Here is a 20,419-nt window from a genome sequence, read left to right as displayed (position 1 = left end):
GGATGTGGCGCATTTCCCTGTGGGAGCGAATTCATTCGCGAAAGCGGTGTGTCAGACCCGGATTTTATTCAGGTCTGTCCTCTTCGCGAATGAATTCGCTCCCACAGAAAATCCGGTTTCAGTCCGGCATTCATGCAATGTTCAAGCGGCGCGGCGCGGTGTCAGAACCGCGCATCTTTTACTTAATGATGCTCACGCGTAGCGCGGAATTTCACATCCGCCCAGCGCCCGCTCTGATCTGTGGGCAGGGGAGTGGGGGTGGTGGTGCGGTAGTTATCGATGTGGATGTGGCGCATTTCCCTGTGGGAGCGAATTCATTCGCGAAAGCGGTGTGTCAGACCCGGATTTTATTCAGGTCTGACCTCTTCGCGAATGAATTCGCTCCCACAGAAATCCGGTTTCAGTCCGGGCATTCATGCAATGTTCAAGCGGCGCGGTGTCAGATACACCGCGCATCTTTTACTTAATGATGCTCACGCGTTGCGCGGAATTTCACATCCGCCCAGCGCTCTTCCATCAAGGCCAGGTTAACCCGTGTTGGGGCCAGGTAGGTCAGGTGACCGCCGCCGTCCATTGCCAGGTTTTCCACCGCTTTGACTTCAAACTCTTCGAGCTTCTTCTTGTCCGCGCAATCGATCCAGCGGGCTGAATACACCGTGATCGGCTCGTAAGCGCATTCGACTTTGTATTCTTCCTTCAAGCGGCTTGCCACCACATCGAACTGCAGCACACCGACCGCGCCGAGAATGATGTCGTTGCTGCGCAGCGGGAAGAACACCTGAGTGGCGCCTTCTTCAGCGAGTTGCTGCAGGCCCTGACGCAATTGCTTGGACTTGAGCGGATCCTTTAGACGCACGCGGCGGAACAGTTCCGGGGCGAAGTGTGGGATACCGGTGAAGCCCAGGCTTTCGCCTTCGGTGAAGGTATCGCCGATCTGGATCGTGCCGTGGTTGTGCAAACCGATGATGTCGCCCGCATAGGCCTCTTCAAGCATTTCACGCTCGGAGGAGAAGAACGTCAGCGCGTCGCCGATCCGCACGTCTTTGCCCAAACGGACATGGCGCATTTTCATGCCCTTGTCGTAGCGGCCCGAGCAGATACGCATGAACGCGATACGGTCGCGGTGCTTCGGGTCCATGTTCGCCTGGATCTTGAACACGAAACCGCTGAACTTCTCTTCAACCGGTTCAACAGTACGCTCATTGGCAACACGGGCCAAAGGCTTCGGCGCCCAGTTCACAACGGCATCAAGTACGTGATCGACACCAAAGTTGCCCAGCGCAGTACCGAAGAACACCGGCGTCAGCTGACCGTTGATGAACTCTTCCTGATTGAACTCGTGGCAGGCGCCTTGCACCAGTTCCAGTTGTTCAACGAAACGGTCGTACTCGTCGCCAAGGTGAGCGCGGGCTTCGTCCGAATCCAGCTTCTCGATGATACGAACGTCAGTGCGCTCGTGGCCATGACCGGCGGTGTACACAATGATGTAGTCGTCAGCCAGGTGATAGACACCCTTGAAGTCGCGGTAGCAACCAATCGGCCAGGTGATCGGCGCGGCTTTGATCTTCAGGACTGCTTCGATCTCGTCCAGTAACTCGATCGGGTCGCGAATATCACGGTCGAGCTTGTTGATGAAGCTGACGATCGGCGTATCACGCAGACGGCAAACGTCCATCAGCGCGATGGTCCGTGGCTCAACCCCTTTACCGCCATCGAGCACCATCAGCGCCGAGTCGACGGCAGTCAGGGTGCGATAGGTGTCTTCGGAGAAGTCTTCGTGGCCCGGGGTGTCGAGCAGGTTGATCATGTGATCGCGATACGGGAATTGCATAACCGAGGTGGTGATGGAGATGCCGCGTTGCTTCTCCATTTCCATCCAGTCGGATGTCGCGTGACGATCTGATTTACGAGATTTCACCGTGCCAGCGACGGAAATGGCCTTGCCCATCAACAGCAGTTTTTCTGTGATGGTGGTTTTACCCGCATCCGGGTGGGAAATAATGGCGAAAGTGCGGCGTTTCGCGACTTCGGCGGCCTGTTGGGTCATGGGAAATCGCCTGGCAGGTGAGTCAAAAAAGGGCGCAGATTATAGCCTGATTCGGGACAAGAACCGAACCGTTCAGTCGATGCGCAATGGCTAAATAGCATCTTTCATGGGAACCTTTCAGATCGTGGAGACGTCCATTCCCCCGTCAAGGCCAGTAAAACGGCCAACTTCAGGGGCTGATTCATCAGCATGTTGGCTTGACGAAGCTGCGCTAATGGCTTGTGTTTTCGCCGAGGGCAACCTCAATGGCGACCCACCCGCTGCTCTTCGCGAACGTTATTCCTGGTCACCCGCAAGGGTCGGTCACGGCAACGCGTTCGCCGACTGAAATAAGGAGTCCGCCTGTGGCTAATCGCTATGGCAAGGGGCTGATTGGAGGTGCGGTTGTGATCGCACTCCTGGCCCTGCTGATCCACTGGATCGGCATCAGTACTATCAAGCAATACCAGGATGACCTGCTGTTCTATCTGCAAGCTCACCTGATTCTGGTTCTGGTTTCAATGTTGGCGGCCCTCGTGGTCGGGATCCCGGCGGGCATTGCCCTTAGTCGACCAAGCATGGTTGGCCGTGCCGAACGCTTCATGCAGATCTTCAACATTGGTAACACCGTTCCCCCTCTCGCCGTTCTGGCCATTGCCCTCGGGATTCTCGGGATTGGTAGTGGGCCTGCGATCTTCGCGCTGTTCCTCGCCTCGTTGTTGCCCATCGTACGCAACACCTACGAAGGCCTGAAAAACGTTCAGGGTTCACTCAAGGAAGCAGCCACCGGTATCGGCATGACGCCGCGCCAAGTCCTGTGGCAAGTCGAATTGCCTAACGCCGTACCGATCATCGTCGGTGGTGTGCGTGTTGCACTGGCCATCAACGTTGGTACCGCGCCTCTGGCCTTCCTGATCGGTGCCAACAGCCTTGGCAGTCTGATCTTCCCGGGCATCGCCTTGAACAATCAGCCGCAACTGGTGCTGGGCGCAGCGTGTACCGCTCTGCTGGCGTTGCTGCTTGATGGTCTGGTGACTCTTGCCAGTCGTACCTGGCTGGAACGTGGCCTGACTCGCTGAGCGAAAGGAATACCAATGAAAAAGTTATGCTTGTTTCTAGGCTTTGCCATGCTGTTTCCGGCATTTGCCCAAGCGGCGGACAAACCGCTGCTGCGCATTGGCGCTCGTGTGTTTACCGAGCAGACCATGCTTGCTGAACTCACTGCGCAATACCTGCGTACCAAAAACTACGACGTGCAAATTACTGGCGGTCTGGGCAGTAACCTGGCGCGCAGTGCGCAGGAAAGCGGTCAGCTGGATCTGCTGTGGGAATACACCGGCGTCTCGCTGGTGGCTTACAACCACATCGATGAAAAGCTCGACAGCGCACAAACCTACGCCCGTGTGAAAGAAGTCGATGCGAAGAAAGGCCTGGTCTGGCTTTCCCCGTCGAAATTCAACAATACCTACGCCTTGGCGCTGCCGCAGAAAATCGCGGACAAATACCCGCAGGTCAACAACATGACCGACCTGACCAAAGTCCTCAAAGACGAAGCCAAAGAGGGTCATGTCGTAGCGCTGGACACCGAGTTCGCCAACCGTTCCGACGGCCTGATCGGCATGGTCAAGCATTACGACATGAATCTCGGTCGTGAGAACACTCGCCAGATGGACGCCGGCCTGGTCTATACCGCACTGCGCAACGGTCAAGTGTTTGCCGGTCTGGTGTACACGACTGATGGTCGCTTGAACGCCTTCAAGCTCAAAGTGCTTGAAGACGACAAACACTACTTCCCGGACTACACCGCCGCCCCGGTAATCCGTCAAGAGTATCTGGACAAGCATCCGGAAATCGCCACGTTGCTCAAGCCACTGGCTGATCTGCTGGACAACCAGACCATGATCGACCTCAACGCTCGCATCGACGTCGGTCATGAAAGCCCATCCAAAGTTGCAGCAGAGTTCCTGCAGCAGCACCCACTTAACTAAGGAAGGAGACGATATGAGTATTTTTGCCGCCTTCTCCCATCTGGATTGGGCTCAGGTCATTCAACTGACCGGGCAGCACATCACGCTGGTCGGCATTGCGGTGACATTGGCGATTCTGGTCGGTGTTCCATTGGGTGTGTTGATGACCCGCTTCCCGGCGCTCGCCGGTCCACTGCAGGCCAGCGCCACCGTGCTGCTGACCGTGCCGTCGATCGCCCTGTTCGGTCTGCTGCTGCCGTTCTACTCCAAGTTCGGTCAAGGCCTTGGCCCGATGCCTGCGATCACCGCCGTGTTCCTGTATTCGCTGCTGCCGATCATGCGCAACACGTATCTGGCACTGACAGGCGTGGAACCGGGTATTCGCGAAGCCGCCAAAGGCATCGGCATGACCTTCGGCCAGCGCCTGCGCATGGTTGAGCTGCCTATCGCCGTGCCGGTGATCCTCGCTGGCGTGCGTACTGCCGTGGTGATGAACATCGGCGTCATGACCATCGCCGCCACCATCGGTGCTGGCGGTCTGGGTGTACTTATTCTTGCTTCAATCAGCCGCAGCGATATGTCGATGCTGATCGTCGGCGCGGTGCTGGTCAGTATTCTGGCCATCATCGCTGACCTTCTCCTGCAATGGCTGCAACGTGCGCTGACTCCAAAAGGATTACTGAAATGATCGAACTTCAAAACCTCACCAAGACTTTCCAAAGCAACGGCAAAGAAGTGAAGGCTGTCGATTCGGTCAGCCTCACCGTCAACGAAGGCGAAATCTGCGTCTTCCTTGGCCCGTCGGGTTGCGGCAAGTCCACCACCCTGAAAATGATCAACCGTCTGATCATGCCGACTTCCGGCAAGGTGCTGATCAATGGTGAAGACACCACCGATCTGGACGAAGTGACCCTGCGTCGCAACATCGGCTACGTGATCCAGCAGATCGGTCTGTTCCCGAACATGACCATCGAAGAAAACATCGTAGTGGTGCCAAAACTGTTGGGCTGGGACGCCAAGCGTTGCCACGACCGTGCTCGCGAATTGATGAGCATGATCAAGCTGGAGCCCAAGCAGTACCTGCATCGCTACCCGCGTGAACTGTCCGGCGGTCAGCAGCAGCGTATCGGTGTGATCCGTGCCCTGGCCGCTGATGCGCCTTTGCTGTTGATGGACGAACCGTTCGGTGCGGTCGACCCGATCAACCGCGAGATGATCCAGAACGAATTCTTCGAAATGCAGCGTGCGCTGAACAAGACCGTGATCATGGTCAGCCATGATATCGACGAAGCCATCAAGCTGGGCGATAAGATCGCGATCTTCCGTGCAGGCAAACTGCTGCAGATCGACCACCCGGACACCTTGCTGGCGCATCCGGCAGACGAGTTCGTGTCGAGCTTCGTTGGCCAGGACAGCACGCTCAAGCGTCTGCTGTTGGTCAAAGCCGAAGATGCTGCGGACAACGCACCATCGGTCAGCCCGGAAACACCTGTGGCCGATGCGCTGGAAGTGATGGACGAAAACGACCGTCGCTACATCGTCGTCACCGATGCCGAGAACAAGGCCATGGGTTATGTGCGCCGTCGTGACCTGCATCGCCAGACCGGCACCTGCCTGCCGTTCCTGCGTCAGTTCAACGCCACCGCGGCCTACGACGAACACTTGCGCATCCTGCTGTCGCGCATGTACGAATTCAACCGCTCTTGGCTGCCGGTGCTGGATGCCGAGAACGTGTTCCTGGGCGAAGTGACACAGGAATCGATTGCGGAATACCTGAGCTCCGGGCGTTCCCGTGGTGGCAAGACCAGCATTGTTTCGCCGGCTGAGATTGCGGCTGACGCGCAGGCCTGATGTAAAAGCCCCGCGCTGCAATGGCGCGGGGCTTGTGGCGAAGCCCATCCCGTGGACCGACCGTTGCGCCTCCTCTTAGGACCGGCTTCAGCCGGGAGTGCTTATTCCTGACGAAGAACATGTAGCGAATGTCCGGACGTCCTCCCGGCTAAAGCGGGTTCAACAGGATGAACGCAATTCCCATGTGGGAGCGAGGCTTGCCCGCGATTCAGATGCCAGATTCAGCAGGCTCACCGCGTTATCGTTTATCGCGGGCAAGCCCTGCTCCCACATGGATCGCAGCTTCGCAATTAAATTGTTTCCACGCCAACCAACGATCTTTCAACCAGCCCCTGCGCAATCTCGACGAGGTGCACCACCGAAAACGCCAGGTCGCGTTTCTGGCCGGTGAGATGGTCGCTGGATTCGTAGGCGGTGGCGGCTGCGCAGCGGAGGAGGTCGCTGACGCGTTGGAGGTCTTGTTCCAGGGTGGTTTTCGTCATGATGTATCCCTTTAGATTGGAGCCATCACTTGTCGCTCTCACACGGAAGTGGGTGGCAGCTGTGTACAGGGTGAGAGACCAGTCAAAGGGAAACCGGCCAGACCGAAGTCTGCCTGCACACAGCCGCCATATCTGATGGACTGATGCACCCTTTTTTGCAACCGGGCTCTCACACCCGACCACTGATTTACAGTGGCGGAGCGCAGGCTAGTTCCGGGAAATGGCGGGCGCAAGCGGGTTTGAGTTTCTAGGAAACTTCACACGAGAGATAGGGACGGGTCATTCGCAATCGTCACATTTTTTGTAGGAAATCCCCGTCTTGTGGGAGCTGGGCTTGCCCGCGATAAGGCTGAACGCGATTGACTTGATATACGCGGTGCCCTCATCGTCGGAATGCCGCCCAGACCAAGCCCGGCTCCCACAGGTTCTGCGGTGATAGAGCTACCGAGAATGAGCCAGCTCATTGCCCATTCACCTCAAAAATGAACATCAAGCTGTCACACAGGTCCGTTACTACAATGGGGCACACGAGCCGATCCGGCAGAAACGTCTGCAAATGCGACATTTTTTGTTGATCTCTAACCCCTCAGGTCCTACAGTTCGCGCCGAACGTCCAAGCTGGAAACGATCCATCCGGCTCAAGTACTGACGACGAGACAGCAAGGCCACGGGAGGCGACCTCCAGATGGCCTTTTTTGCTTTCGGCGGACATGCCTTGGGAAGTAGGCGAACCAAAGTGGGGATACACACGGAGGACGTTCATATGCACCCATTTATTCATTTGTTTGCCCAGTGGAGTCCGTAGCATGCCGATCCAGGTCGAAGACTATTTCCAGCGCGACACCTTCAACAAAATGAAGGCGTTTGCCGACAAGCAAGAAACCCCGTTCGTGGTTATCGATACCGCGATGATCAGTCAGGCTTACGATGACCTGCGCGCAGGTTTCGAATTCGCCAAGGTGTACTACGCCGTCAAAGCCAACCCGGCGGTCGAAATCATCGACCTGCTCAAGGATAAAGGCTCGAGCTTCGACATCGCCTCTATCTATGAGCTGGACAAGGTCATGGACCGCGGTGTCACTCCCGACCGCATCAGCTACGGCAACACCATCAAGAAGTCCAAGGACATCCGCTACTTCTACGAGAAGGGCGTGCGTCTGTTCTCCACTGACTCCGAAGCCGACTTGCGCAACATCGCCAAGGCTGCACCGGGTTCGAAAGTCTATGTGCGTATCCTGACCGAAGGCTCGACCACGGCTGACTGGCCTTTGTCGCGTAAATTTGGCTGCCAGACCGACATGGCCATGGATCTGCTGATTCTGGCTCGTGACCTGGGTCTGGTTCCTTACGGCCTTTCGTTCCACGTCGGTTCGCAACAGCGCGACATCAGCGTCTGGGACGCAGCGATCGCCAAGGTCAAAGTGATCTTCGAGCGTCTGAAAGAAGAAGACGGTATTGTCCTCAAGCTGATCAACATGGGCGGCGGCTTCCCGGCCAACTACATCACCCGTACCAACAGCCTGGAAACCTACGCTGAAGAAATCATTCGCTACCTGAAAGAAGACTTCGGTGATGACCTGCCTGAAATCATTCTGGAGCCGGGTCGTTCGCTGATCGCCAACGCCGGTATTCTGGTCAGCGAAGTAGTGCTGGTCTCGCGTAAATCCCGCACCGCAGTAGAGCGTTGGGTGTACACGGATGTGGGCAAGTTCTCCGGCCTGATCGAAACCATGGACGAAGCCATCAAGTTCCCGATCTGGACCGAGAAGAAAGGCGAGATGGAAGAAGTGGTCATCGCCGGTCCCACCTGCGACAGCGCCGACATCATGTACGAGAACTACAAGTATGGCCTGCCGCTGAACCTGGCCATCGGTGACCGCCTGTACTGGCTGTCCACCGGTGCGTACACCACCAGCTACAGCGCAGTAGAGTTCAATGGCTTCCCGCCGCTGAAATCGTTCTACGTTTAAGCGTCACGGCTGTTAAAGCTGGATAACAAAAACCCGCGAGCGATCGCGGGTTTTTTTATGAGCGCAGGTTTGTTTTGCACGCACGTGCACAGGCTCAGCATTCTGACTGTTTACAACACCGCTTGAGCTTTATTAATCATGCGTTCGGCCTGGGTCAGGCGAGAGCCCATCAGATTCATCTGGAGAATGAAGGTCCTCACATTGCTCTTGTCACTGATGAGCATCATCTGTGTTCTGGAGTCGTACAGCATGCCGCGCAAGCGAGTGCAGTAACCAAGCAGATTCCCGGCGGCTTCCAAGGCCCAGGTATATTCAGCTCGTGAGGCGTCAAGGCTGCGATTGGCCAGATCCAGTTGTTTTTGCACAGGCCCTGCAAACGTGGAATCAGGCTTGCGATGCCGGGCTTCATGCTCTGCAATCTTGACCTTCATGAAGTCAACAGTGCGCGGGATAACGTCACTGGCAGTTTTCTGAATCTGTTCCATGTCTTGAATCGCATCATAAAGCGAGTCTTCAAAGTGAATGAGCTTTTGCGACAGGAAATACGTGACATCGTAGGTTTTACTGGAAGGGCTGATGCCGAGCTTACCGTTCATGTTGAATGGCTCCGTATGCAGCACTAACGTATTCAGATTTTCACGAATAGGGTCGGTACCCTCTGGTTTTTCGTAGAGCGTGACCTGCGTAAGCAACTCATTGGTGTCGCAGATCAGCGGGGTAACGCCCTGATGTACCAGACGTAGCGCTTTTGCGTTATCAGGCCATAACTGGATATCGCGTTTGGCGCGTGCAGCGGTATCATTCATTGCTGGGTGTTGGCCGCTACCCAGTAGCGGCAGGGCAAGATTGGTCAAGAAGCTGTCGATGGACGCTGGAAAACGTTCAAGATAGAGTTTGAAGTTATTAAGCCCAGCGACATCATTTTCATTAATTGAAGTCATTGTTTTGCTCGCTCATTCTTGTGATTCTGGACACGACCAGTCACTAACAGGGAGAGCAAAGCCCTCCCCTCAGACTATCTTCTGAGTCGCTTTAGCGGAGGGTTGGCAAATAATTCATCGCTGCCCTGGCGTCCTGAATCCATTGCTGGACAGATTCATCGTCGTCGCTTGGAGTTGACGTGTGCTTATTCACGAACGACTCTAAAGAATTGACGATTTTCGAGTATTCCTGAGCGTAAAGCACCCGCTCATCGTCAAAGTGGTGGAAGGATTCAATGAGCTTGGTGTGCTGTCCGACCCGCCAGAGGTCATCATTTTTAGCTCTGATTTTCTGCTGTTCGGCATCTATTCGCGTATATAGGCTTGTGCGCAGGCTTAGCAGCCCTTGATAGTTCAATGAAGCCTCAAGGACCACGAGCGACTTCTGCAATAGATCGAGGGCGACCTTGAGCGCGGCGGCGGGTGGACCGCCCAGTTGAAGCGCTGCGAGTGCTTCGGCATTCAAGATGGTTTCTTCACCAATCTCAGCCAGGCCTTTGTTTTCGAGCGCCTTGATCCCATTATCCAAGGCAAGTAGTTCGCCACTTAACACGGCTTTACGTTCTACAAACCCGTCTATTTCCAAAGGCAGGCCAGTCGCCTGGGTCTGGAGTTCTGCAAGGGACCTCAGGGTTGACTGACGGTTGAACGTATCGCGTAAAGAGCGCAGATGACCGGCCAGTATTTTTGTCAATTCGCCCGTTTTGCTTATTGCATTATCCCGAGCTTTCGATATGCGTTGGGAAATATATTCCAGTGCTTCGTCATCAAGGTCTTGCTCCTTGATATCTTTATGAAACTTATCGATTTCCTCGAGAGGGATCTCCAGAAAAACATAGATGCGCTGCAGTGAAGCAGACAAGTCAGTGTGAGCAGCATTCAGTCCTTCGTTCAGGCCTGTGAACTTGGCAAAGACATTCGGTAAATAGTCTGTCGCAGTGTGGTACACTTTGGCATCTATCATTGTCGAATTACAGGCGTCTTTCGAGTTTCGAATGATGGTCGTATCAGGCGCATCAAAATACACAGGGGTGTTCATGGGCATCGGGCTCCGGGCGCGCATATTTAAATTAGAATTGTACTCATCACGAAATTCTTTATCAGCCTGGTCGAAGACCTCGTACAGTAACACTGCGTCACGGCCAATTCTTTTCCAAGGGTTGATCACGGAATTAAATTCGTGGAAGAACGCATACAAACCGAGTGCATCATTAATCCTGTCTACGCCCTCGACGGACGCATCGAGGTAGTTTGTAATATTGAGCCACACGCTCTCCAGGTTTTTGGTGGCAATATCTGCATCAACGACGATAATGTCCAGGTCCAATAAGTCGGCTCTTACTCGATGCAATGAGGCGAGAACTTTGTTTTTCGTGCGCATTTCTTCGATTTTATTTTTCTGTATGTCGCGTTCTTTCTTGAGATCACTTCGAATTTTCTCTGCGTTAATGCCGTTGTAAATGGCTATGCCGAGGCCAGCAATGTTCATTGTAGACGCCGCGCTCAAAGCATCTTTCACCGTTTTTTTGTAGGCATCGTTGAGTTTTTCGATAAGGTCAGCCCGTTGTTCAATGTCGGTACTGAGGTCTTTTATGAGCGTTTCCAGATTGCTGTTATTGATCGTCCTTACCTTGAACTTAATCTCGGGGAGCACTTTTTGGGCCAACTCTTCGCTGAATTTACCAAGGTCTTTCTTGATATCGTGCGCTTCGGATTGTTGACGCCGCACCGCGTCCAGAATGTTGTTCAAGAAAATGCTGAATTGGCTGACGGTCGATTTATCCTCTGCGTCAAGATTGAATTCCTTGAGGCGATCGCCGAGTTCATCTTTAAGCTTGCGAATATCTGCCAGTGTCTTGATGTTGTACGCAGGGAGTTTCTTCAGGGCGTCCACGTCATTGAAAATCAATGACATGGTGACACCATTGTTCGCTATTTCATCGGCAAATATCTCCAGCTTGCTGGTCATTCCGATCAACCTGGTACGTAATGGGTTCCAGGTGCGGGCATGTGCGTTGATTTTCTCGAAGCTTTTCAGAAACTCCCTTGGTTCCAGGTATTCGCCCGCACCTTCACCTTCGTTGTAGCCAAGGTAGCCAATCACATCACCCAGGGTTATTGGAAGCGCAAGGCCTGCCATTTCATAGCGCTTGATACTCTTGATCTGTTCTTTTGTCAGCGTTAATCCAGGGGGACGAGTTGAATCTGGAAGTAGGCCGAGGGACCCGTCCATTAAGACTTCTGGGGCTTTACTGGCGGCTTCGGCGAGGGTGTCATCATCCGCAGCCGTATCATCTTGATAAGTCATTTCATTAATCCTTTAATGAATAGAGTACTGACAGTGTGTAGGTGCTTTCAGGTGTGCAGTTTCCTCCTGCACACTCGCTAGGCTAGGTGCGGGTTGAAGGTTGGTCAAAACAGGAAGTAAGTCTGGATTTGTAGTGAGTTGAAATTTTCATATTTCAACCTTTGGCAGTTTCTTGGCGCTCGTATTGACCTCGCCGTTGCAGTTCCTGAGTCAACGCCCTTTTGTATTATCCAGGCGCTTAGTTCTTGGCGAAGCGTCTTACCCCATTTGTCTCAACGGTCACCTTGTCTACACGTTGTCTCCTACACGATGTGTCTTCTGCAGCGCGGCAGCGGGTGAATACAATCGCCCTTGCGTCTTCAGGAACCAGATACAGATGAGAATTCATCCCTTTTAGGCGCATAATGCGCCGCATTGCGGGTCCATGAGGTCGTAAGGGTGCTGAAGAAGATTCTGTTTCAAGTCCACTGGTTCTTCGGCATCACGGCCGGGTTGGTGCTGGCGTTGATGGGCATAACCGGCGCTCTTTATTCGTTCGAGGATGAGATTCTTGAATGGATCAACCCGGATGCTCTGATTATTGAGGCGCGTGGTACCCCATTGCCACCGGTGGAGCTGGTTCGCAAACTGGAAGCCGAAACGGGGCTGACGGTGGCCATCCTGCGCGTACAGACCGTCGGCGACAAAGCTGCACAGGTTTATTTCACCCCGGCCCCCGGCGAGCGGCGTGGGCCGATGCGCAACTTCAATCCATACACCGGCGAAGTCACTGGCGACGCCGCTGGTGCCGGTTTTTTTGATTTCGTGTTGAAGCTGCATCGCTTTCTGGCCATGGGGGAATACGGCAAGCAGGTCACGGCTGCCTGCACGCTGATTCTAATTTTTTTCTGTCTGTCCGGGCTCTATCTGCGCTGGCCGCGCAAGGCTCTGAACTGGCGTATCTGGCTGACCATGGACTGGGTCAAAAAGGGACGCAGCTTCAACTGGGACCTGCATTCGGTATTTGGCACCTGGTGCCTGCTGTTCTATCTGTTGTTCGCCGTCACCGGTTTGAACTGGTCTTACGACTGGTTCAGTAATGGCATGCACGCCTTGCTCGGCGATGCGCCCATCGGCGAGCAGCGGCGGGGCGGTGGCATGCGTCCGGCAGGTAAAAACGAGCCAGCCCCCAAGGCGGATTATGTCGCTATCTGGAGCAGCATTCAGTCGGCGGCAGGTCCAGGATTGGCTTCATACAATATCCGTTTGCCTAACGCGGCCGGTCAGCCCGCAACGATTTTCTACCTGCTCAAGGATTCGCCACATCCGCGGGCGCTCAACCAGATCACCCTCGATCCTGCGACAGGCAACGTCAGTGCGGTGTCCCGTTACAGCGAAAAAAGCTTCGGTGCGCAGTTGCTTGTCAGCAATTACAGCCTGCATGTGGGCAGTTATTTCGGCATGCCCGGGCGCATCATCATGACCGTTGCATCGCTGATGATGCCGCTGTTCTTTATCACGGGCTGGCTGCTGTATCTCGACCGTCGGCGCAAGAAGCGTGATGTGCGCAATGCCCGTGCAGGAGTCGCCAGTAATATTGAAGGGCCTGCATGGCTGATCGGTTTTGCCAGCCAGAGCGGGTTTGCCGAACAGTTGGCCTGGCAGACTGCCGGGCAATTACAGGCGGCCGGGATGCCGGTGAATGTTCAGCGCCTGGCTGATGTCACCGAACAGGATTTGAGCCAAAGCCGTAACGCGCTGTTTGTGGTCAGCACGTTCGGCGACGGTGAAGCGCCGGACAGCGCCCGGGCTTTCGAGCGCAAGCTACTCGGCGCAGAGCTATCACTGGATAAACTCAGTTTCGCCGTCCTGGGGCTTGGCGATCGGCAGTATCAACATTTCTGTGCGTTTGCCCATCGCTTGCAGGACTGGCTGAAAGAGCGGGGCGGCCAGTCGTTGTTCGCGTCCGTGGAAGTAGACAGCGCAGACCCACTGGCCTTGCAGCATTGGCAGCAGCAGTTGGCGCAGCTCACTGGCAATACACCGGCTGCGCTCTGGCAGGCTCCGACTTATGACAACTGGACGCTGTCACGGCGCGAATGGCTCAACCCGGGTAGCAGCGGTTCGAAAGTGTTTCTGCTCGGCCTGACACCGCCACCGTCGATCACGTGGGAGGCCGGCGATCTGGTTGAGGTGATGCCACGCAACAGCCCGCGAGCCGTGGAAGATTTCCTCGCCGGGCTGGGTATTGCGGTGAGCACACACGTGAATATCGGCGGGCTGGAAGAACCCATCGAAGTGGCATTGGCCAGTCGCCAACTGCCTCATCATCGGGCACATCTTGTCGGGCTGCATGCTCAGGCATTGATTGATGCGCTGGTGCCGTTGGCCCCGCGTGAGTACTCCATCGCGTCTATCGCCGAGGATGGTGTGCTGGAATTGATCGTGCGTCAGGAACTGCATCCCGATGGCAGTCTCGGGTTGGGCTCCGGTTGGCTGACGGAGCATGTTGAGCTTAATGAAGTGGTCAGTTTGAGGGTTAGACGTAACAGTAGCTTCCACCTGCCGGATGATTCACGTCCTTTGATCCTGTTAGGTAATGGCACCGGGCTGGCCGGATTGCGCAGCTTGCTCAAGGCGCGCATCGCGCAGGGGCAGTTGCGCAATTGGTTGTTGTTTGGCGAGCGGAATCAGGCCTATGACTTTCTTTGTGGGTACGAATTACAGTCGTGGCTGGAAGCAGGGCAACTGGCGCGGCTGGATCTGGCGTTTTCTCGTGATCAGGCTGAGAAGATTTATGTGCAGGATCGCATGCTTCAGGCCGCTGGCGAGTTAAAAGCGTGGCTCGCCGACGGTGCCTCTATTTACATCTGCGGCAGCCTGGAAGGCATGGCGGCGGGAGTGGACGCGGCGTTGATCAAAATCCTGGGTGAGCAGGCGGTGGGAGAGTTGATCGAGGAAGGACGGTATCGAAGGGATGTTTATTAGAGATTTATGGCCGGAGTGAGGACCTGTGGGAGCCGGGCTTGCCCGCGATGCATGAGACGCAGGCAGTAGCCACACCGCGTAATCGTTCATCGCGAGCAAGCTCAGCTCCCACAGGTTCTGCGTGGACTCAGATAGTGACTGTGGGAGCCGGGCTTGCCCGCGATGCATGAGACGCAGCCATAAGCCACACCGCGTAATCGTTCATCGCGAGCAAGCTCGGCTCCTACAGGTCTATCATCAACCTTTGAATTTACGCCGCCACAAACTGCTCAGCGTAATGGCAGGCAACCTGGCGGTTGTCGACCAGACGCAGGGCCGGTTCTTCGGTAGAGCAGCGCTCGGTCGCGTACGGGCAACGCTTGTGGAAGGCGCAGCCGCTTGGCGGGTCGAGCGGGTTAGGCAGCTCGCCGACGATCTTGATCTTCGGCTTCAGCGGGTCCGGATGAATCGTCGGAGTCGCCGACAGCAAAGCCTGGGTGTACGGGTGCAGCGGACGGTTGTAGATCTCCTCCTTGGGACCCATTTCCGCCGGACGACCCAGATACATCACCAACACCGTGTCAGCGACATGACGCACCACCGACAGGTTGTGGGAGATGAACACGTAAGCCGTGTTGAATTCCTGCTGCAGGTCCATGAACAGGTTCAGCACCTGTGCCTGAATCGATACGTCCAGCGCGGAAGTCGGTTCGTCTGCCACCAGCACTTTTGGTTGCAGCATCATGGCGCGTGCCAGGGCGATACGCTGACGCTGACCACCGGAGAACATGTGCGGATAACGCTGATAGTGCTCAGGGCGCAAACCGACCTGAGCCATCATCGCCTGCACTTTCTCGCGACGCTCCTTGGCGGACAGACTGGTATTAATCAGCAACGGTTCGCCGAGCTGATCACCAATTTTCTGCCGGGGATTGAGCGACGCATACGGGCTCTGGAAAACCATCTGCACGTCTTTGCGCAGTTGTTTACGTTGTTCCTTGCTGGCGCCGGTGACTTCCTGACCGGCGATTTTCAGCGAACCGGAAGAGGGCTCTTCAATCAGGGTCAAGGCGCGGGCCAGGGTCGACTTGCCACAGCCGGACTCGCCAACCACAGCCAGGGTTTTACCGGCTTCAAGTTCGAACGACACGCCGTTCAGGGCGCGCACCAACGCGTGGCCCTTGAACAGGCCACGGGAGACTTCGTAGTGACGGGTAAGGTCGCGGGCGGTAAGAACGACGCTCATTACGCCACCTCCTGATTCAAGGGATAGAAGCAACGCGCCAGGCTGTGGGCTTTCGGGTCAAGGCCCGGGCGCTGGGTGCGGCAGTTTTCCTGCACGTAAGGGCAGCGCGGTGAAAGCAGGCAGCCCTGAGGGCGGTCATAACGGCCCGGAACCATGCCTGGCAGGGTCGCCAGACGTTCGGCGCCCATGCTGTGCTCCGGAATCGCCGCCAGCAGTGCTTCGCTGTACGGGTGTGCTGGCACGTCGAACAAGCCGGGTACCTGACCCACTTCAACGGCCTGGCCTGCGTACATCACACAGACGCGCTGGGCAGTTTCAGCCACGACCGCCAGGTCGTGAGTAATCAGTACCAGTGCCATGTCCTGCTCTTTTTGCAGGCTTAGCAGCAGGTCCATGATCTGCGCCTGAATCGTCACGTCCAGTGCAGTGGTCGGTTCGTCCGCGATCAGCAGCTTCGGTTCGCCAGCAATCGCCATGGCAATCGCCACGCGCTGGCTCATGCCACCCGACAATTGATGCGGATAGGCATTCAGACGCGAGGCCGCGCCCGGGATTTCAACTTTCTGCAGCAATTCAAGGGCCCGTTGACGCGCCGCTTTGCCGGACAGGTTCAAGTGCTGACGCAGAACTTCTTCGATCTGGAAGCCAACGGTGTAACTCGGGTTCAGCGCGGTCATTGGGTCCTGGAAGACCATCGCCATGTCTTTACCGATGATTTTGCGACGTTGACGCGAGCTGAGCTTGAGCAACTCGTGACCGTCAAAGTTCAGCGAGTCGGCGGTGATCACGCCTGGGTGATCGATCAGGCCCATCAGCGCCATCATGGTCACGGATTTACCCGAACCTGATTCGCCAACGATTGCCATGACTTCGCCTTTTTCGACGTTCAACGACAGGCCATCGACAACCGGCACGGCGCTGGTGTCGCCGAAGCGGACGCTGAGATTCTTGATTTCCAAAAGTGACATGCGAATCTCCTCAGGCGGCATTTTTGAGTTTCGGGTCCAGCGCATCGCGCAGCCCGTCGCCCATCAGGTTGATTGCCAGCACGCTGAGCAAAATGGTCAAGCCAGGCAGGCTCACTACCCACCAGGCGCGTTCGATGTAGTCCCGCGCAGAAGCGAGCATGGTGCCCCATTCAGGCGTTGGCGGTTGTACGCCCAGACCGAGGAAGCCCAGCGCCGCGGCGTCGAGGATTGCCGAGGAGAAACTCAGGGTGGCCTGAACGATCAGCGGCGCCATGCAGTTAGGCAGCACGGTGATGAACATCAGGCGCGGCAGGGTAGCGCCCGCCAGACGCGCAGCCGTCACGTAATCACGGTTCAGTTCGCCCATGACCGCCGCGCGGGTCAGACGCACATACGCAGGCAGCGAAACGACGGCGATAGCAATCACGGTGTTCATCAGGCCAGGGCCGAGGATTGCGACAATGGCCACTGCCAGCAGCAGCGAAGGCAGGGCGAGCATGATGTCCATCAGGCGCATGATCAACGGGCCGAGAATGCGTGGGAAGAACCCGGCGATCAGGCCCAGGAGGATGCCCGGAATCAACGACATGACGACAGACGACAAACCGATCAGCAGCGACAGTTGTGAACCTTCGATCAGGCGCGAGAGCAGGTCACGGCCCAGTTCGTCGGTGCCCAGCAGGAATTGCCATTGGCCGCCTTCGAGCCAGGACGGTGGGGTTAGCAGGAAGTCGCGGTATTGGTGGGTCGGGTCGTGCGGCGCAACCCATGGGGCGAACAGTGCGCAGAACACGATCAGGGTCATGAACATCAGACCGGCAACTGCACCTTTGTTTTTCGCAAAGGCTTGCCAGAATTCTTTGTACGGCGAGGGGTAAAGCAGGCTTTGATCGACTGCTACCGAAGGAGTAGGTGTGCTCATAGGTAATGATCTCAGCGCTGGTGACGGATGCGTGGGTTGGCAAAGCCGTAGAGGATATCCACCACGAAGTTGACCAGGATCACCAGGCAGGCGATCAGCAGAATGCCGTTTTGCACCACTGGGTAGTCACGGGCGCCGATGGCTTCGATCAGCCACTTGCCGATACCCGGCCAGGAGAAGATCGTTTCGGTCAGAACCGCACCGGCGAGCAGGGCGCCGACTTGCAGGCCGAACACGGTCAAGACCGGGATCAGCGCGTTACGCAGGCCATGCACGAACACCACGCGAGCAGGCGACAGGCCCTTGGCACGAGCGGTCCGCACGTAGTCTTCACGCAGTACTTCCAGCATCGACGAGCGGGTCATCCGCGCGATCACTGCAAGCGGAATAGTACCGAGCACGATGGCAGGCAGAATCAAGTGATGCAGGGCATCGAGGAAAGCGCCTTCTTCATCGCTGAGCAACGTGTCGATCAGCATGAAGCCGGTTTTTGGCGGGATGTCATACAGCAGGTCGATACGGCCGGAGACCGGCGTCCAGCCCAGTGTCACCGAGAAGAACATGATGAGGATCAGGCCCCACCAGAAGATCGGCATCGAATAGCCCGCCAGGGAAATGCCCATCACCCCGTGATCGAATAACGAGCCCCGTTTGAGCGCCGCGATGACACCGGCCAGCAGTCCGAGAATGCCCGCAAAGATCAGCGCCGCAATCGACAGCTCCAGAGTTGCAGGGAACAGTGCGGTGAATTCGGTCCACACACTGGTTCGCGTGCGCAACGATTCGCCAAGGTCGCCCTGGGCGAGCTTGCCGACGTAATCCAGGTATTGCGCATACAAAGGTTTGTTCAGACCCAGACGTTCCATGGCCTGAGCGTGCATTTCCGGATCGACCCGGCGTTCACCCATCATGACTTCAACCGGATCGCCCGGAATCAGGCGGATCAGGGCAAAGGTCAGTAAAGTGATGCCGAAAAACGTGGGTATTAACAACCCCACTCGGCGGGCGATAAAACTAAACATCGTGGTGTGTTCCTCATCGGCCGGTTAGGCGTACTCCGACGGGGCCCTGGTTAGAGCCCGCCGGATTATTTTTCTACTTCACCCTGGTAGTGGCGAAGTTGTTATTGGTCAGCGGGCTAATTTGATAGCCTTCGACGTTGCTACGCATTGCAGTAAACAGTTTTGGATAAGCAAGACTCAGCCAAGGTACGTCTTTGGCAAATATTTGCTGAGCTTGTTCATAAAGCGCAGCCCGTTCAGCGGGATCGGTCTTTTCCCGGGCCTTGGAGATTGCGTCTTCAAACGCCTTGTTACACCAGCGGGCGTAATTTTCACCATTCTTCGCTGCTTCGCAACTCAGGTTAGGTGTAAGGAAGTTATCCGGGTCGCCATTGTCGCCAGCCCAGCCTGCAAACACCATGTCGTGCTCACCGGCCTTGGCCCGTTTAAGCATCTCGCCCCATTCCATGACGCGCAGATTCAACTTCAAACCGATTTTGGCCAGGTCCGCTTGCAGCATTTGCGCACCCAGCGCCGGGTTCGGGTTAGTTACTGCACCGCCGTTACGCAGGAACAGGCTGAACTCCTGACCTTCCGGAACGCCTGCTTCTTTAAGCAGTGCCCGGGCTTTTTCCTGATCGTGTGCGGGGTTCTTGATGTCTTGAGCATAGCCGAGCAGCGTTGGCGGATACGGGTTTACCCCTTCAGTCGCTTTGCCTTCGCCGAACAGCGCCTTTATGTAAGCCTTCTTGTCGAACGCCAGGTTGATCGCTTCCCGCACACGCACATCGCTCAAGTACTTGTGCGAAGTGTTGATGGCGATGTAGCTGGTCATCATGGCTTCCATCTCTTCAATCTTGAGCTTGGGGTCTGCCTTGATGGTTGCGATGTCGTCCGGTTTTGGATAAAGCGCGACCTGACACTCGTTGGCCTTGAGCTTTTGCAGGCGCACATTGCTGTCCAGCGTGATCGCAAAAATCAATGTTTCGCTGGGCACTGCACCCTTCCAGTAATCCGGGTTGGCTTTATAGCGAACTTGGGCGTCCTTGGCATAGCGAGTCAGGATGAACGGGCCTGTGCCGATGGGTTTGCTGTTCAGTTCAGCGGTTTTACCGGCCTTGAGCAGTTGATCGGCATACTCGGCGGAGTAGATCGACGTGAACGGCATGGCCAGGTCACGCAGGAACGGCGACTCGGGACGCGTCAAGGTGAACTTGACGGTATGGTCGTCGACTTTTTCGATGCTTTTAAGCAGGTCATTGAAGCCCATGCTTTCGAAATACGGATAGCCGGTCAGAGATTTGTCGTGCCACGGGTGCTTCGGGTCCAGCTGACGCTGAAAGCTCCAAAGAACGTCGTCGGCGTTCATCTCGCGGCTTGGTTTGAAGTAATCGGTGGTCTGGAACTTGACGCCTTTACGCAGGTGGAACGTGTACGTCAGACCGTCTTCGCTGACGTCCCAGCTTTCGGCCAGGTTGGGTTCAGTCTCGGTGGTACCGGGCTTGAAGGCGACCAGTTTGTCGAGGAAGGTTTCTGCCGTGGCATCAGCCGTGACCGCGGTGGTGTATTGAACGATATCGAAGCCTTCCGGGCTGGCTTCGGTGCAAACCACCAGGGGCTTGGCGGAGACGCTCAGCGCCGCGCTGAACAGAGCCAGGGCGATCGAGTTGCGTAGCGATAACAGTTTCAATGTGAACCCTCCGTTGATGTAACGCCTGTGCGACTGATCCGGCGCGGTGTTGGCCCCCGCGC

At 56.1% G+C, this 20,419-nt stretch carries 15 protein-coding genes; 6 read left to right on the top strand and 9 right to left on the bottom strand.

Annotated elements, in window-relative coordinates:
* Nucleotides 1-463: 463 nt before the first annotated feature.
* Nucleotides 464-2,047, bottom strand: coding sequence for a peptide chain release factor 3 (locus tag RX972_RS11330; protein ID WP_027898184.1), 1,584 nt, complete (start codon nucleotides 2,045-2,047; stop codon nucleotides 464-466).
* 344 nt (nucleotides 2,048-2,391) lie between these two features.
* On the opposite strand from RX972_RS11330, the gene RX972_RS11325 reads away from it, so the two are divergent.
* Genes RX972_RS11325 through RX972_RS11310 form a run of 4 tightly spaced genes read left to right on the top strand, consistent with a single transcriptional unit; the run spans nucleotide 2,392 to nucleotide 5,844 of the window.
* Entirely contained in the window at nucleotides 2,392-3,105 is a 714-nt protein-coding gene (locus tag RX972_RS11325; RefSeq protein WP_027898183.1) for an ABC transporter permease, read from the top strand.
* A gap of 15 nt (nucleotides 3,106-3,120) precedes the next feature.
* Nucleotides 3,121-4,014: a glycine betaine ABC transporter substrate-binding protein gene (locus RX972_RS11320; RefSeq protein ID WP_316875104.1), complete on the top strand. Its 894-nt coding sequence runs from the start codon at nucleotides 3,121-3,123 to the stop codon at nucleotides 4,012-4,014.
* Between the two features lie 13 nt (nucleotides 4,015-4,027).
* Entirely contained in the window at nucleotides 4,028-4,681 is a 654-nt protein-coding gene (locus RX972_RS11315; protein ID WP_027898181.1) for an ABC transporter permease, read from the top strand.
* The gene (locus RX972_RS11310) at nucleotides 4,678-5,844 is read left to right on the top strand and encodes a betaine/proline/choline family ABC transporter ATP-binding protein (protein ID WP_027898180.1); all 1,167 of its coding nucleotides are present in this window, start codon (nucleotides 4,678-4,680) and stop codon (nucleotides 5,842-5,844) included. Before RX972_RS11315 ends, RX972_RS11310 begins: the two co-directional genes overlap by 4 nt.
* Nucleotides 5,845-6,134: 290 nt before the next feature.
* Here RX972_RS11310 and RX972_RS11305 read toward each other — a convergent pair whose 3' ends face one another.
* The gene (locus RX972_RS11305; RefSeq protein WP_316875101.1) at nucleotides 6,135-6,326 is read right to left on the bottom strand and encodes a DUF6124 family protein; all 192 of its coding nucleotides are present in this window, start codon (nucleotides 6,324-6,326) and stop codon (nucleotides 6,135-6,137) included.
* Nucleotides 6,327-7,132: 806 nt separating this feature from the next.
* On the opposite strand from RX972_RS11305, the gene RX972_RS11300 reads away from it, so the two are divergent.
* The gene (locus RX972_RS11300) at nucleotides 7,133-8,296 is read left to right on the top strand and encodes a type III PLP-dependent enzyme (protein WP_027901326.1); all 1,164 of its coding nucleotides are present in this window, start codon (nucleotides 7,133-7,135) and stop codon (nucleotides 8,294-8,296) included.
* Between the two features lie 110 nt (nucleotides 8,297-8,406).
* On the opposite strand, the gene RX972_RS11295 is transcribed toward RX972_RS11300, so the two are convergent.
* Entirely contained in the window at nucleotides 8,407-9,237 is an 831-nt protein-coding gene (locus RX972_RS11295; protein WP_316875098.1) for a hypothetical protein, read from the bottom strand.
* A gap of 91 nt (nucleotides 9,238-9,328) precedes the next feature.
* Entirely contained in the window at nucleotides 9,329-11,584 is a 2,256-nt protein-coding gene (locus RX972_RS11290; protein WP_316875096.1) for an alpha-xenorhabdolysin family binary toxin subunit A, read from the bottom strand.
* A gap of 441 nt (nucleotides 11,585-12,025) precedes the next feature.
* Between RX972_RS11290 and RX972_RS11285 the strand changes: the two genes are divergently transcribed.
* Entirely contained in the window at nucleotides 12,026-14,551 is a 2,526-nt protein-coding gene (locus RX972_RS11285) for a sulfite reductase flavoprotein subunit alpha (RefSeq protein ID WP_316875132.1), read from the top strand.
* A 250-nt stretch (nucleotides 14,552-14,801) separates the two neighbouring features.
* Here RX972_RS11285 and RX972_RS11280 read toward each other — a convergent pair whose 3' ends face one another.
* From RX972_RS11280 to RX972_RS11260, 5 genes are all read right to left on the bottom strand, one after another.
* Entirely contained in the window at nucleotides 14,802-15,776 is a 975-nt protein-coding gene (locus tag RX972_RS11280; protein WP_027901140.1) for a peptide ABC transporter ATP-binding protein, read from the bottom strand.
* Nucleotides 15,776-16,744 (bottom strand): ABC transporter ATP-binding protein, encoded by a 969-nt coding sequence (locus RX972_RS11275; protein WP_316875094.1) that lies wholly within the window; start codon nucleotides 16,742-16,744, stop codon nucleotides 15,776-15,778. The genes RX972_RS11280 and RX972_RS11275 overlap by 1 nt, the downstream gene beginning before the upstream one ends.
* Nucleotides 16,745-16,754: 10 nt before the next feature.
* The gene (locus RX972_RS11270) at nucleotides 16,755-17,666 is read right to left on the bottom strand and encodes an ABC transporter permease subunit (RefSeq protein ID WP_122395561.1); all 912 of its coding nucleotides are present in this window, start codon (nucleotides 17,664-17,666) and stop codon (nucleotides 16,755-16,757) included.
* An 11-nt stretch (nucleotides 17,667-17,677) separates the two neighbouring features.
* Complete coding sequence (locus RX972_RS11265; RefSeq protein ID WP_027901137.1) at nucleotides 17,678-18,688, bottom strand: ABC transporter permease subunit; 1,011 nt, start codon at nucleotides 18,686-18,688, stop codon at nucleotides 17,678-17,680.
* Nucleotides 18,689-18,761: 73 nt separating this feature from the next.
* Complete coding sequence (locus tag RX972_RS11260) at nucleotides 18,762-20,357, bottom strand: ABC transporter substrate-binding protein (protein WP_316875091.1); 1,596 nt, start codon at nucleotides 20,355-20,357, stop codon at nucleotides 18,762-18,764.
* Nucleotides 20,358-20,419: the final 62 nt, after the last annotated feature.

Origin of the sequence: Pseudomonas syringae group sp. J309-1 (genome assembly GCF_032582135.1) — a bacterium.
Lineage (GTDB): Bacteria > Pseudomonadota > Gammaproteobacteria > Pseudomonadales > Pseudomonadaceae > Aquipseudomonas > Aquipseudomonas quasicaspiana.
Note: the sequence above shows the minus strand (reverse complement) of the source record. Positions and strands in the feature narration are given on the sequence as shown.

Bases quoted from the DNA above. Each gene is read 5' to 3' on its own strand.
- RX972_RS11295 (WP_316875098.1), bottom strand. From the start codon at position 9,237: ATGACTTCAATTAATGAAAATGATGTCGCTGGGCTTAATAACTTCAAA.
- RX972_RS11290 (WP_316875096.1), bottom strand. From the start codon at position 11,584: ATGACTTATCAAGATGATACGGCTGCGGATGATGACACCCTCGCCGAA.
- RX972_RS11310 (WP_027898180.1), top strand. From the start codon at position 4,678: ATGATCGAACTTCAAAACCTCACCAAGACTTTCCAAAGCAACGGCAAA.
- RX972_RS11300 (WP_027901326.1), top strand. From the start codon at position 7,133: ATGCCGATCCAGGTCGAAGACTATTTCCAGCGCGACACCTTCAACAAA.
- RX972_RS11305 (WP_316875101.1), bottom strand. From the start codon at position 6,326: ATGACGAAAACCACCCTGGAACAAGACCTCCAACGCGTCAGCGACCTC.
- RX972_RS11265 (WP_027901137.1), bottom strand. From the start codon at position 18,688: ATGTTTAGTTTTATCGCCCGCCGAGTGGGGTTGTTAATACCCACGTTT.
- RX972_RS11320 (WP_316875104.1), top strand. From the start codon at position 3,121: ATGAAAAAGTTATGCTTGTTTCTAGGCTTTGCCATGCTGTTTCCGGCA.
- RX972_RS11270 (WP_122395561.1), bottom strand. From the start codon at position 17,666: ATGAGCACACCTACTCCTTCGGTAGCAGTCGATCAAAGCCTGCTTTAC.
- RX972_RS11315 (WP_027898181.1), top strand. From the start codon at position 4,028: ATGAGTATTTTTGCCGCCTTCTCCCATCTGGATTGGGCTCAGGTCATT.
- RX972_RS11280 (WP_027901140.1), bottom strand. From the start codon at position 15,776: ATGAGCGTCGTTCTTACCGCCCGCGACCTTACCCGTCACTACGAAGTC.
- RX972_RS11275 (WP_316875094.1), bottom strand. From the start codon at position 16,744: ATGTCACTTTTGGAAATCAAGAATCTCAGCGTCCGCTTCGGCGACACC.
- RX972_RS11330 (WP_027898184.1), bottom strand. From the start codon at position 2,047: ATGACCCAACAGGCCGCCGAAGTCGCGAAACGCCGCACTTTCGCCATT.